Raw genomic sequence first — 12762 nt, forward strand, 5'->3', positions numbered from 1 at the left:
AAAGAGTTAGCGTAACAGATAGCCCAATATGGTAGCACGATTGCAGGCATACACCAAGCAAGGTACCATTAGGCTATCCACCAATTATCTGAATGCCAGCGATCAAGCCTGGCCAGTACCCTTGCGGATCCAAGCGTCCAGCTGATGAGGGCGAATGCTATCGTAGTCCTCAAAAGGCTGATGAATCCAGGGATTTGTGGGCAACTTGGACACGTAGTAGTCTGGGTTGACCTGGGCGTGGCCTTTCCACCACAAAACGGCAGTTTTCAGCTCGGTGATCGCGGGAAACTGTGCACGCAGGTGATCACGTACACGCATAAAAGTCTTGCCGGTATCGACCATATCATCGACCAGCAGCACATTGCCATCCAGAGTGCCACGGGTAATGGTGATGTATTGCGCAATATCCAGATCGCCCTGTTCGGTACCGGCCGCCTCGCGATAGCTGCTGGTGGCCAAAATGCCCAGGGGTACATCATAGATGCGCGAAATAACGTCTCCCACTCTCATGCCGCCTCGGGCCAGGCAAACAATTTTGTCGAATTTCCAGCCTGATTCGTGAATGCTCAGGGCCAATTGTTCAATCAAGCGATTGTATTGTTCCCAGGAAACCCATTCATCAGTATCGCTATTTGAGGGCAGACTCATATGTATTCCAGATATAAATGCACTAGCTGCGCTTTGGTACCTGCAAAACAAGAGTCTGGTAGGCCAACGCAGCGTCCAGAACGACAAAGCGGCCCTTCAGGCCGCTCTGTACGCACCGTACAACGGTGCAAGGCATTATACCGCGATAAATCGCTTATTTGGTAAACGGATCGCGCAATACAATGGTTTCGTTGCGATCTGGCCCCGTGGAAACCATGTCGATAGGTACATCGCACAGTTCAGCAATGCGTTCCAGGTAACGACGAGCGTTGATGGGTAGCTTGTCGTAGTCCGTCACGCCCACGGTAGACTCGGTCCAGCCGGGCATTTCTTCCAGAACAGGCTCGGCTTCGGCAACCGCGTGTGCGCCGTAGGGCAACACGTCCAGGAACTCGCCCTTGTAGCGGTAACCCACACCAATCTTGATTTGCTCAACGCCGTCCAGCACGTCCAGCTTGGTGATGCACAGACCGGAAATACCGTTGATCATGACCGAACGCTTCATGGCGGCGGCATCAAACCAGCCACAACGACGTGGACGACCCGTTACGGAACCGAACTCCTTGCCCACGGTAGCCAGACGCATGCCGGTGTCATCCAGCAATTCGGTCGGGAATGGACCCGAACCCACACGCGTGGTATAGGACTTGGCGATACCCAGCACGTAGCTCAGCTCCTGAGGGCCAACACCCGAACCTGCGGAAGCGGCACCGGACAAGCAGTTGCTGCTGGTGACGAAGGGGTAAGTACCGTGGTCAATATCCAACAGTGCGCCTTGGGCACCTTCAAACAGGAGCTTCTGCCCTGCTTTCTTGGCCTGGTACAGGTTGTTGGAGACGTCAGCGACCATAGGAGCCAACTGTTCAGCGTGCTTCATGGCCAGATCACGAACCTGCTCGGCGGAGACGGCTTCGGCGCCCAGGTACTGGGTCAGCACGAAGTTGTGGTAATCCAGGGCTTCGGACAATTTCTCGTCAAAGATTTCGGGATCGTACAGGTCCTGAACACGCAGGGCACGGCGAGCCACCTTGTCTTCGTAGGCAGGGCCGATGCCGCGACCGGTCGTACCGATCTTGCCATCACCTTTACGCTTCTCACGAGCCTGATCCACGGCAATGTGGTAGGGCAAAATCAGCGGGCAAGCAGGCGAGATCTGCAGGCGCGAACGCACGTCCAGACCGGCCGCTTCCAGCTCGGCAATTTCGGTCAGCAGGGCTTCGGGCGAGAGCACCACGCCATTGCCAATGTAGCAAGTGACGTGCTCGTGCATGATGCCCGAAGGAATCAGGCGCAGAATGGTCTTCTTGCCATTAATCCACAATGTATGGCCAGCGTTATGCCCACCCTGGAAACGAACCACGCCATGCGCGGACTCGGCCAGCCAGTCGACGATCTTGCCTTTGCCTTCGTCACCCCACTGGGTGCCAATCACCACAAGGTTTTTGCTCATGTCTAGTATCAGAATAAAGGAGGCCGGCACGGTGCCGGACCGATAACAATCACCAACGCTACAAGCCATCTGGCTTACAGCGCCCTAACCTGCCACTGACCGTCCGACGAGACCAGCTCGCGGTCGATCACGAATTCATCCAGATTCAGCTCTTGACCGGGCAGCATCTGAATCACAATTTCACCGTTTTGACGCAACTGCTTGACCGCTGCTATCAGGGCCGCATCATTGCCCCAGGGGGCACGTACCGCGCGGGCAGCCTGAGCCGGCGCCAGGCCAGCCGAGAGCTTGCGCAGATCCAGGCTAAAGCCAGTTGCAGGACGGGCACGACCATACATGCGGCCGATACCGTCAAAGCGTCCGCCCTTGACCAGGGCATCGTGCCAGCCTTCGGCGTAGACCGAAAAGATCAGGCCCGAATGGTAGGCATAACCGCTGCCAATATCAGCCAGGTCCACCGTAATTTCGTGGCCGGGCAAGGCATCAATAAAGTCGCGCAGACTACCCAGAGCTTCACGTACTTCGGGCTCGTCGGGCAGAACACTGCGGGCGCGTTCCAGCACACTGCCATCGCCATACAGCGAGGTCAAAGCCAGCAAGTAACGGGTGGTCTCAGGCAGACAGCCCGACTCACGGCCCAGGGCGCGCAAGCCCGACACATCTTTGGCGTTCAGAAGCTCGCACACTTCTGCCACGCGGGTTTTCAAAACAGGATCGCGCTCGATCAGGAAGCGTCCCAAATCGGGATAGTTCAAATCCAGGCGAGGATGACGCACCCCAGCCCGACCCACACTTTCCAGCGCCAGTTGCACCACTTCCAGATCGGATTCGATACCGGCATGGCCGAAGATTTCCGCGCCGATCTGCAGCAGCTCACGATCCGACAGCAAACCAGCCGGACGGGCATGCAAGACCGAACCACAGTAACAAAGCCGAGTCACGCCTTCGCGGTTCAGCAAGTGAGCATCAATACGTGCTACCTGGGGGGTCATGTCGGCGCGTACGCCCATGGTACGACCCGAGATTTGATCGACGACTTTGCTGGTACGCAGATTCAGATCTGTGCCAGAAACCGCTTGCAGGGATTCCAGATACTCCACCAGGGGCGGAGCTACCAGTTCGAACCCGTAAGTACGATACAAGTCTAGCAAATCGCGGCGCAGCTCTTCGATGCGGCGCGCCTCTGCAGGCAAGATATCAGCCAGGCTCTCTGGCAACAACCAATTGGACATACTCGTGCCTCGGACTACTTATAAACGAAAGTTCCAGCCAAACAAAAAGCGACTTGGGGCCTGTAAGCCGCCTAAGTCGCATGCGAAGTGGTGTTAGTAACTTACACGCTAGTATAAACGATCAGGGCCGCGGGTGGAACACCCAGCGGCCCTAAGTTCTCTAGCGGGGATCAGTTCGCAGGTGCTGCGGGTGATCCTTGCTTGCCCCAATACTTGAAGAAATCAGAGTCAGGGCTGATGACCAGTGTGTCGGTCTGTTTGCTGAAAGCACTGCGGTAGGCTTCCAGGCTGCGGTAGAAACGATAGAACTCGGGGTTCTTGCCATAACTATCGGAGTAAATGGCAGCGGCTTCACCATCACCCTGACCACGGATGGCCTGAGCTTGGGCATACGCGTCGGCCAGCAACTCTTCACGCTGACGTTCGGCTTCGGCACGGATACGCTCACTTTCAGCAGCACCGGTTGCACGCAAACGGTTGGCTTCTTGTGTACGTTCGGCTTCCATACGACGGTACACCGATTCCGAAATCTCGGGAGCGAAGTCAATACGACGCAAACGCACGTCAATCACTTCCACACCCAAAGGACGGGCACGGGCCTCAACGGCCGTCAGCACTTCACGCATGATGGCATCACGCTCGGTGGAAACCACTTCTTTCACCGTGCGCACGTTCACCGAAGCGTTCAGGGCGTCACGAATCTGGGCTTGCAAACGCTCGACAGCACCACGATCCGTTGCGCCAAAGGTCACGTAAAACAGGCGTGGATCGGAAATACGCCATTTGACGTACGAGTCGATCAGCAGGTTTTTCTTTTCAGCCGTCTGAATACGCTCGGGATCCTTGGTTTCAATCGTCTGCAGACGCTTGTCCAGGAACACCACATTTTCAAAGGGTGGCGGCAGTTTGAAGTACAGGCCGGGGGTCGTGATGGTACCGCGCACTTCACCCAGGGCAAAAACCAGAGCCGCATCGCGCTCACGCACGATAAATACGGAAGACAGCAGCAAACCGACAATTACCGCCAGGGCCACCAGAGCAGGAAATAAACGTTGCATCAAGCTCTCCTAGCGTGCGTATGGGGAATAAGGACTGACCAAAGAGCCCAGCGAGGTATCCAGACCGGCTGGATTGGCTGGCGCAGGCGCTTTAGGTGCCGCAGCCGGAGCTGGACGGCTGATCTGTCCTTGCGAAGCGGCCGAGGCGACAGGAGCGGATGGCTCCATATCGGTACGGCTGCCCACCTGACGCACGATCTTGTCCAAAGGCAGATAGATCATGTTGTTATCGCTACGGGTATCAACCAGTACCTTGCTGGTGCTCTCCAGGATTTCCTGAATCGTGGACAGGTACAGACGATCCCGCGTTACACCGGGAGCCTTCACGTACTCGGCCTCGACGCTGCCGAAACGTGCAGTGTCACCCTTGGCATCACCGATCACACGAGCCTTGTAACCTTCGGACTCCTGCATCATGCGTGCCACTTGACCAGCGGCTTCGGGCAATACCTTGTTGGCATAAGCCTGACCTTCGTTGATCTGACGCTCGCGGTCCTGGCCGGCCTTGACGGCATCGTCAAAAGCCGCTTGCACCTGCTCAGGCGGCTGCACGTTCTGGATCGCCACGGTGCTGATCTGAATACCGGTACGGTAGCGGTCCAGAATGGACTGAGCCAGTTGCTGCACGTCCGAGGCAATCTGTGTACGGCCGGAATACAGTACGGAGTCCATAGGCTGTTTGCCCACAACTTCACGCATGGCGGTTTCTGCCGCCTGACGTACGGATTCGTCCGGATTATTGGTGTTGAACAGGTAGTCCGGCGCACCAGTAGGCAACAAGCGATACTGAACCACGTACTGCATATCAACGATGTTCTCGTCGGTTGTCAGCATCAAGGATTCAGGCAGGACTTTATTGCGCGCACTTCCGCGGTAGCCCACCTCAAAGGTACGCAACTGGGAAATATTGACGGTTTGGTGATCTTCGATGGGAGCGGGCCAACGCCATTGCAGACCGGGATTCAGGGTTTTGGTGTACTCGCCAAAACGAGTCACTACGGCAACCTGGCCTTCCTGCACGATGGTAAAGCCACTGGCCATCCACAGGCCGACTGCCACCACGCCACCGATAATCAGCAGCTTGGGCGAACCTTTAGGGATGGAGGGACCATTACCGCTACCTGGAGGCATGCCGCCAGGAGGGGAACGACGTCCCTTTTTGCCAAATAAAGATCCCAAGCGACTGTTGAAGTCACGCCACACCTCGTCGAGGTCAGGCGGGCCATCTTGTTTCTCGGGGCGGCGAGGTGGCTCAGAACCGTTTTTGCCACTGTCTCGTCCCCAACCGGGATCATTGAGATTGAATATTTTATTGTTCAGACGCATTGTTTTCCGCGAAATGACCTGATTCGACGATTGCTGTACGCAATCCATCCAATCCGATGCGCTCTAAAGCGCTAACAAAGACTCGGGCAATAGTACCATGTTCGTCTCGCTCTACCCGTGGCTCGTAGCCTGCCTGGTCAATTTTGTTATAGACCAGAATGCGAGGTATTTCATGGGCCCCGATGTCCTCCAGAACCTTATGAACTTCGGCGATTTGTTCATCGCGCTGGGGGTTGGCCGCATCGACCACATGCAGCAACAAATCTGCATGGACGGTCTCTTCCAAGGTGGCCCGGAAAGCCGCGATCAAGGTGGGTGGCAATTCACGAATAAAACCCACCGTATCCGAAATCACAACCTGCCCTGCCCCTTCAATCCAGATACGACGCGTGGTGGTATCCAAAGTTGCAAATAACTGGTCGGCTGCGTAGGCATCCGCCCGAGTCAAGGCATTGAACAAGGTGGATTTACCCGTATTGGTATAACCCACCAATGACACCGACAAGGTGCCGCTACGGGAACGAGCCCGGCGCTGAGTGCTGCGTTGACGCTGTACCTTGGCCAGACGTTCGCGCAAGGTACGGACTTTGTCGCCAATCATCCGGCGGTCCATTTCCAGCTGCGATTCACCAGGACCACGCATGCCGATACCACCCTTTTGCCGCTCCAGGTGAGTCCACATCCGGGTCAATCGGGACGTCAGGTGCTGCAACTGCGCCAGTTCCACCTGCAATTTACCTTCGTGACTTTGTGCTCGCAGGGCAAAGATGTCCAGAATCAGGGCAACCCGGTCGACCACACGCAATTCCAGCTTGCGCTCCAGGTTACGTTGCTGCGCCGGGCTCAAGGCATGGTCAAACAGCACCACTTCGGCGCCGGTTGCCTTGGCCAGGGCAACGGCCTCTTCCAGCTTGCCTGTACCGATGTAGTAGGCAGAATCCGGACGGGAGCGACGCACGACCAGCTGCTCCACAATCTGAGCGCCAGCGCCTTCGGCCAGCATGACGAACTCTTCAGCATGGGCTTTGTAGTCCAGCTCGCCCATATCCACACTAATTACCAGTGCCTTCAACGCTTGCTCCAGAAACAAAGACCCGCCCGCGGGCACCGCGAGACGGGTCTTTCAGAGTACAAAGAACTGGGTGAGGATTTATTCAGCCTGCTCATCCGCAGCCAAAGTAACAGGGCGTGCAGGAACGACGGTAGAGATCGCGTGCTTATACACCATTTGAGTGACTGTATTGCGCAGCAGTACGACATACTGATCGAAGGACTCGATCTGACCTTGCAGCTTGATGCCGTTGACCAGGTAGATCGACACAGGGATATGCTCCTTGCGCAGCGCGTTCAAAAACGGGTCTTGTAGAATTTGCCCTTTATTGCTCATTGGTGAGGCTCCGGTTATGTTGTTTTTCCAGAAATGGAAGCGAATCCCACTACTTTACCGGGTTTTCCCTGAATCCGCACGTTCCAAACTGGAGATTTTTATCTAATAGGTGTATATCAGGCGCCTTGCCCTAAAATCTGCCGCAAACTGTTGCACAGTCGGGCACATTGCTCGGGCGATCCTACCGTAATACGTAAATACTGCTCAATGCGTGGCTGACGGAAGTGGCGAACCAAAATCCCCTGCTCACGCAAAGCTTGCTGAATACCAGCAGCCGAATGCTTAGGGTGCGTTGCCATCAAAAAGTTCGCTTTCGAGGGCAAAATCTCGAAACCCAGCTGTTCCAGATCGGCACGCAACTGTTCACGTGCATCAATCACTGCCTGGCATTGACGTTCAAAATACTCCGTATCCTTCAAGGAAGCCACGGCACCCACCTGAGCGATGGTGTCCATGGGATAGGAGTTAAAGCTGTCTTTCACGCGTTCCAGGGCCTGAATGATATCGGCGCTGGCCAAGGCATAACCCACACGCAAGCCAGCCAAAGCACGCGACTTGGACATGGTCTGGATGACCACCAGGTTGTCGTACTTTTCCAGCAGACCAACCGAAGACGTACCGCCGAAATCGACGTAGGCCTCGTCCACCACCACCGTGGTGTCCGGGTTGGCGGCCAGAATGGTTTCAATATCCGTCAAGGACAAAGGAATCCCGGTAGGCGCATTGGGGTTGGCAAAAATAATGCCAGCTGGTGGCAGGCTGCGCTTGCGCACATAGTCCTGCACATTCAGCGTGAAGTCTTCGCTCAGCGGCACAATATCAGCAGGCACCCCGAAGTACGAACAGTAGGTGGTGTAGAAGCTGTACGTGATATCGGGCAACAGGACCGGACGCACGCCACGCAGGAACAAGGCGCTGAACACATGGGCCAGCACTTCGTCCGAGCCATTGCCCAAAAAGACATTGTTAGCTTTCACGCCGTGGTTGTGCGCCACGGCGTCACGCAGTTCCTGCGCGCTGTAGGAAGGGTAAAGACGCAAGTCATCGGTCGCCGCCTGGCGGATCGCTTCCAGCGCTTTGGGCGACGGACCGAAAGGATGTTCGTTTGTGTTCAACTTCAAGAGGTTATCCAGCTTGACCTGCTCACCCGGTACATAGGGTGAAAGCCCCGCTACATGATCACTCCACAAACGGCTCATTACGCGTCCTTCAGATAAGGGTTCTTAGATGATTTGAATTCGATGCGCAAAGGCGTGCCTTCCAGCTTGAAGGCCTCGCGAAAACGCGTCTCCAGATAACGGCGGTAACTGTCCGAAATGGCATCCAGGGCGTTGCCGTGAATCACCACGATCGGCGGGTTCATGCCACCTTGGTGAGCATACCGCAACTTGGGACGGAAAATGCCCTTGCGCGGTGGCTGTTGCTGTTCCACCGCTTCTTGCATGACGCGAGTGAGCTTGGGCGTGGACAGCTTGGAGAAGGCAGCCGCATGAGCGGCATTGACCGACTTGAGCAAGGGATTGATCCCCTGCCCTTTCAGCGCCGACAAGGTGTGCATCTTGGCAAAGTTCAGGAAGCGCAATTTGCGATCGAACTCGCGCTTGATCCACTCGCGCTGGTACTCGTCCAGGCCATCCCACTTGTTGATGCCCACCACCAGTGCACGACCGGTTTCCACCACGAAGCCCGCAATGCTGGCGTCCTGGTCGGAAATTTCGGTGTGAGCGTCAATCATCAACAAGACCACGTTACACGCTTCAATCGCCTGCAAGGTCTTGATAACGGAGAACTTTTCAACCGCTTCAAATACCTTGCCGCGCTTGCGCAAACCGGCCGTGTCGATCAGGGTGTATTCCACCCCGTTGCGCTCGAACTCGATCTCAATGGCATCACGCGTCGTACCGGGCTGGTCAAACGCAATCACGCGATCTTCACCCACCAGGGTATTGATCAAGGTGGATTTACCCACATTGGGGCGGCCCACAATCGCCAGCTTGATACGGTGCTGAAATTCATCGTCATCCTGGCCATCCTCTTCAGGCTCAGGATTGGGCACTTGCTCCAGTGCCAGGTTGATCAGCTCTTCCACGCCATCGCCGTGGGAAGCGGAGATCAGGTAAGGCTGACCCAGGCCCAATTCGTGGAATTCCACGCCACCGGCCTCGTAACGCATGCCTTCGGCCTTGTTGACGGCCAGCAGCACTTTCTGACCAAGCTTGCGCAGCAACTGCGCAATTTCCAGATCCAGTGCATTGACGCCCTCACGGGCATCGACCAGAAAGACGACCACGTCAGCTTCGGCAATCGCCTGCTGGGTCTGACGAGCCATCTCCAGCAACATGCCGGTTTTGGCCACAGGCTCGAAACCACCCGTATCGACCACGATATAGGGGCGGCTGCCAACCCGACCTTCGCCGTAATGACGATCGCGGGTCAGACCAGGGAAGTTCGCCACCAGAGCCGCGCGCGAGCGCGTCAGGCGGTTGAACAAAGTGGACTTGCCGACGTTGGCCCGACCGACCAAAGCCACTACGGGCTTAAAAGAAACGCTTTTCAATTGATTCCAACCAAGACCAAATTACCATTGCCGGTCTGAACCAGGACCCCACGCGGGGTTCCGATCAAAGGCGACACAATGGCACCACCGCCGACACTGACCCGACCCAACAAGGTGCCGTCCAGTCGCGATAGAAAGTGAACATAGCCTTCCATGTCACCGGCGGCGAGCGCCTGGGGCATGACGGCCAAAGGAGCCAGACCACGGTTACGCAAAGCATTCTGCGTCCAGATGGTTTGCCCGTCTGTCATGGCAAACGCTTCAATCTGGTCGCGGCTATTGGCGGCATACAACATATGGTTGTCCGCTGCGATACCGGTACCGGCCGAAAATTCCCTATCCCACACCAGTCGTCCACCTTGGGAGACGTCAAAGCAGGCAACACGACCTTGGTAGGTTGCACCGCACAGCAGGGGATCGACGACCTGGGGAGCACCCACGACGTCATTAATGCGCTCCAGGTCCGTCGCGCCACGGGAGACAGAAATACTGCCTTCCCACACCAGATGACCTTGAGCTGCGTCAATGGCCATCAAACGGCCGTTGGGCATTCCTGCCAGCAACAAACCATCAATAATGCGCATTTGCATGCTGGTTTTCAGCGACAAGGCGGGGCCAGGACGCTGCAGACTCCAGCGCAGATCGCCTGTGCTGGCATCAAATGCCTGCAAGCGGTAGTCGCTGGTACGCACCACAACCACACCGGCACCCACAGCAGGCGGCACATTCACAGCGCTGCTGCTACGACTGCGCCACAACTCCTTGCCCGAGTCGTCAAACGCAATGACGTTGCCGTCCACCGAAGCGACCGCAGTCACCACACCGTCCGAACCTGCACCGGCGGTCAACTTCTTGCCGGCATTGGCCGACCACTGCACGCGACCCGTATCCAGATCCACCTTGCTGACCTGACCCGAGACCGTCGCGGCGTAGACCGAAGAGCCACTGACTTGCGGTGCAAAGCCGGAGTCTGCGCCGCTACCAATCGAGGTACTCCAGCTGATCTTGGCGGCCACACCAGGGGTGTATTCCGTCAGGGGCGTAGGCTCGAAACGAGGATCCTTGCTGGAGAACATGGAGCAACCGGCCAAAGCGGTCAGGCTCAGGGCCAGAGCGCTCAAGCGCAGGACACGCATGGCAGAGGATGGCAATTTGCGAATAGTAGGAAGAGACATGAATTAAGCTCCTGCCAGGGCATCAAGTTTGATCTGTACCAACTGCGAAATAGGGTCTTGCTTGAGCAACTCCACGGCCTGCGTCCAGGCTTCGCGTGCTGCATCGTTCTGCCCTTGGGCGGCCAGAATATCGCCTTTGCGATCCGCAAACAGACCGGCAAAGCTGGCAGGAGGATTTGTCAGCTGAGCCAGGGCATCATCGTAATTCTTCTGTTCCAGCAAGATACCAGCCAGACGCAAACGCGCCAGCGGAGTCAGCGCCGGGTCGTGGTTGGTTTTAACCATCCACTCCAGTTGCTCACGAGCAGGTGTCAGATTGCCGCGTTGCTGCAAAGCCTGGGCAGCCAGCAAGACACCACGGGAGGTGTAGCCGGACTTGGGGAAATCGTTACGCAAGGTCGTGCTGGCAGCCAGCACGCGGGCATCGGCCTCTTCGCCGGTCTGGGCAGCCGCACTTTCCAGCGCCTCAAAGTAACCCATGGCCTGACCGGCCTGATGCCCCTGGTACCACTGCCAACCGCGCCAGCCGGCTACCGCCGCCAAGGCAGCAAAAGCCAGCACGATGCACAAGGTGCCCCAGCGGTCCCACCATGCTCGCATGGCATCTAGTTTTTCCTGTTCTTCAAGATCGTAGGCCATGCTCAAATCCTTGCTGACAAAACACTGGCGAGTTCAGAAAATTCAACAGACTGTTGCTGCTCGGCGCCATCCGCAGCACGCAACCATTTCACACTGGCCTGTTCTTTTTGGAGTTCGTCGTCACCCAAAATAACGGCGGCCTGCGCACCACTGGCATCAGCCCGTTTGAACTGGGACTTGAAGCCGCTGGAGCCTGCATGGACTATCACCTGCAAACCGGCATCCCGCAATTGCTCGGCCAACAGCGAGGCCTTGCGCTGGGCTGCCTCACCCTGGTGAACCATATACACCTGACATTCGGGAATGGCTGGCTGCTCGCCATCTTGCGAGCACAGGTCCAGCAAGCGCTCCACACCAATGGCAAAACCCACGGCGGGCGAAGGCTTGCCACCCATCAATTCGATCAGGCCGTCGTAACGGCCACCGCCGCACACCGTCCCTTGAGCACCCAGGCGATCCGTTACCCACTCGAACACGGTCAGATTGTAATAATCCAGACCACGCACCAAGCGCGGGTTCAATGTGTAGGCAATACCGGCATCATCCAGACGATCGCAGACGCCCTGGAAGTGAGCACGAGACTCTTCACCCAGGAAGTCGAACAAACGTGGGGCCGCATTGGCCATTTCCTGCATGGCCGGATTTTTGGTATCCAGCACGCGCAAGGGGTTGGTATACATGCGACGCTGGGCCTCTTCGTCCAGCACATCCTTGTGCGCTTCCAGGTGCTCGATCAAGGCCGCACGGTGGGCGGCACGCTCTTCAGCCTGACCCAGGGAGTTCAGTTCCAGACGGATGTCCGTCAGACCCAGCTTCTTCCACAAACGAGCCAGCATGACGATCAGCTCGGCATCGACGTCCGGCCCTGGCAGACCCAACGCTTCCACGTCGATCTGATGGAACTGACGGTAGCGGCCACGCTGCGGGCGCTCGTGACGGAACACCGGTCCCATCGCATAAACGCGATGAGGGCGATCGTACAAGAGATTATGTTCGATAGTGGCGCGCACCATGCCCGCCGTAAATTCGGGACGCATGGTGAGCTTGTCGCCGTTGAGCGAATCGGTAAAGGAATACATTTCCTTTTCGACAATGTCGGTGACTTCGCCAATACCACGAGCAAACAGCTGGGTATGTTCCAGCACGGGGGTACGCATATTGCGATAGCCATAGCTGGCCAACCATTCCCGCACCAGAGCCTCCAGGGCTTCCCACTGTGCGCTTTCACCCGGTAAGGTGTCTTTCATGCCCGTCAGGGCGCGGAGCTTTTGAAACTGCTGCGTCATAATT

General features: G+C 56.8%; 12 protein-coding genes. All 12 read right to left on the reverse strand.

Going from position 1 to position 12762, the window contains the following annotated elements:
- Nucleotides 1-102 precede the first annotated feature (102 nt).
- On the reverse strand, nt 103-648 hold the full coding sequence (locus KOE80_RS03600; RefSeq protein ID WP_226348382.1) for a phosphoribosyltransferase: 546 nt from the start codon (nt 646-648) through the stop codon (nt 103-105).
- 154 nt (nt 649-802) lie between these two features.
- Nucleotides 803-2098, reverse strand: coding sequence for an adenylosuccinate synthase (locus KOE80_RS03605; RefSeq protein WP_009455867.1), 1296 nt, complete (start codon nt 2096-2098; stop codon nt 803-805).
- A 74-nt stretch (nt 2099-2172) separates the two neighbouring features.
- Complete coding sequence (locus KOE80_RS03610; RefSeq protein ID WP_226348383.1) at nt 2173-3330, reverse strand: ATP phosphoribosyltransferase regulatory subunit; 1158 nt, start codon at nt 3328-3330, stop codon at nt 2173-2175.
- Nucleotides 3331-3500: 170 nt separating this feature from the next.
- The gene (hflC, locus tag KOE80_RS03615) at nt 3501-4388 is read right to left on the reverse strand and encodes a protease modulator HflC (protein ID WP_021446479.1); all 888 of its coding nucleotides are present in this window, start codon (nt 4386-4388) and stop codon (nt 3501-3503) included.
- A gap of 9 nt (nt 4389-4397) precedes the next feature.
- Nucleotides 4398-5714 carry an FtsH protease activity modulator HflK gene (gene hflK / locus KOE80_RS03620; RefSeq protein ID WP_045930084.1) on the reverse strand — a complete coding sequence of 439 codons (1317 nt, stop codon included), beginning with the start codon at nt 5712-5714 and terminating at the stop codon, nt 4398-4400.
- On the reverse strand, nt 5698-6786 hold the full coding sequence (hflX, locus tag KOE80_RS03625) for a GTPase HflX (protein ID WP_226348384.1): 1089 nt from the start codon (nt 6784-6786) through the stop codon (nt 5698-5700). Before hflX ends, hflK begins: the two co-directional genes overlap by 17 nt.
- 78 nt (nt 6787-6864) lie before the next feature.
- On the reverse strand, nt 6865-7101 hold the full coding sequence (gene hfq, locus KOE80_RS03630) for an RNA chaperone Hfq (RefSeq protein ID WP_003799329.1): 237 nt from the start codon (nt 7099-7101) through the stop codon (nt 6865-6867).
- Nucleotides 7102-7217: 116 nt separating this feature from the next.
- Nucleotides 7218-8300, reverse strand: coding sequence for a histidinol-phosphate transaminase (gene hisC / locus KOE80_RS03635; protein WP_042481536.1), 1083 nt, complete (start codon nt 8298-8300; stop codon nt 7218-7220).
- Complete coding sequence (der, locus tag KOE80_RS03640) at nt 8300-9658, reverse strand: ribosome biogenesis GTPase Der (RefSeq protein WP_009455876.1); 1359 nt, start codon at nt 9656-9658, stop codon at nt 8300-8302. The genes hisC and der overlap by 1 nt, the downstream gene beginning before the upstream one ends.
- The gene (gene bamB / locus KOE80_RS03645) at nt 9655-10833 is read right to left on the reverse strand and encodes an outer membrane protein assembly factor BamB (RefSeq protein ID WP_226348385.1); all 1179 of its coding nucleotides are present in this window, start codon (nt 10831-10833) and stop codon (nt 9655-9657) included. The genes der and bamB overlap by 4 nt, the downstream gene beginning before the upstream one ends.
- Nucleotides 10834-10836: 3 nt before the next feature.
- Nucleotides 10837-11472: a YfgM family protein gene (locus tag KOE80_RS03650; protein ID WP_009455880.1), complete on the reverse strand. Its 636-nt coding sequence runs from the start codon at nt 11470-11472 to the stop codon at nt 10837-10839.
- A gap of 2 nt (nt 11473-11474) precedes the next feature.
- Nucleotides 11475-12758, reverse strand: a complete 1284-nt coding sequence (gene hisS / locus KOE80_RS03655) for a histidine--tRNA ligase (protein ID WP_060185243.1) — start codon at nt 12756-12758, stop codon at nt 11475-11477.
- Nucleotides 12759-12762 lie beyond the last annotated feature (4 nt).

Origin of the sequence: Alcaligenes sp. 13f, from assembly GCF_020496585.1 — a bacterium.
Taxonomy (GTDB): Bacteria; Pseudomonadota; Gammaproteobacteria; order Burkholderiales; family Burkholderiaceae_B; genus Alcaligenes; species Alcaligenes phenolicus.

What these genes read in the sequence shown, in the direction of transcription:
- KOE80_RS03600 (WP_226348382.1), bottom strand. Translation starts at nt 648, where the DNA reads ATGAGTCTGCCCTCAAATAGCGATACTGATGAATGGGTTTCCTGGGAA.
- KOE80_RS03605 (WP_009455867.1), bottom strand. Translation starts at nt 2,098, where the DNA reads ATGAGCAAAAACCTTGTGGTGATTGGCACCCAGTGGGGTGACGAAGGC.
- KOE80_RS03610 (WP_226348383.1), bottom strand. Translation starts at nt 3,330, where the DNA reads ATGTCCAATTGGTTGTTGCCAGAGAGCCTGGCTGATATCTTGCCTGCA.
- hflC (WP_021446479.1), bottom strand. Translation starts at nt 4,388, where the DNA reads ATGCAACGTTTATTTCCTGCTCTGGTGGCCCTGGCGGTAATTGTCGGT.
- hflK (WP_045930084.1), bottom strand. Translation starts at nt 5,714, where the DNA reads ATGCGTCTGAACAATAAAATATTCAATCTCAATGATCCCGGTTGGGGA.
- hfq (WP_003799329.1), bottom strand. Translation starts at nt 7,101, where the DNA reads ATGAGCAATAAAGGGCAAATTCTACAAGACCCGTTTTTGAACGCGCTG.
- hisC (WP_042481536.1), bottom strand. Translation starts at nt 8,300, where the DNA reads ATGAGCCGTTTGTGGAGTGATCATGTAGCGGGGCTTTCACCCTATGTA.
- bamB (WP_226348385.1), bottom strand. Translation starts at nt 10,833, where the DNA reads ATGTCTCTTCCTACTATTCGCAAATTGCCATCCTCTGCCATGCGTGTC.
- KOE80_RS03650 (WP_009455880.1), bottom strand. Translation starts at nt 11,472, where the DNA reads ATGGCCTACGATCTTGAAGAACAGGAAAAACTAGATGCCATGCGAGCA.
- hisS (WP_060185243.1), bottom strand. Translation starts at nt 12,758, where the DNA reads ATGACGCAGCAGTTTCAAAAGCTCCGCGCCCTGACGGGCATGAAAGAC.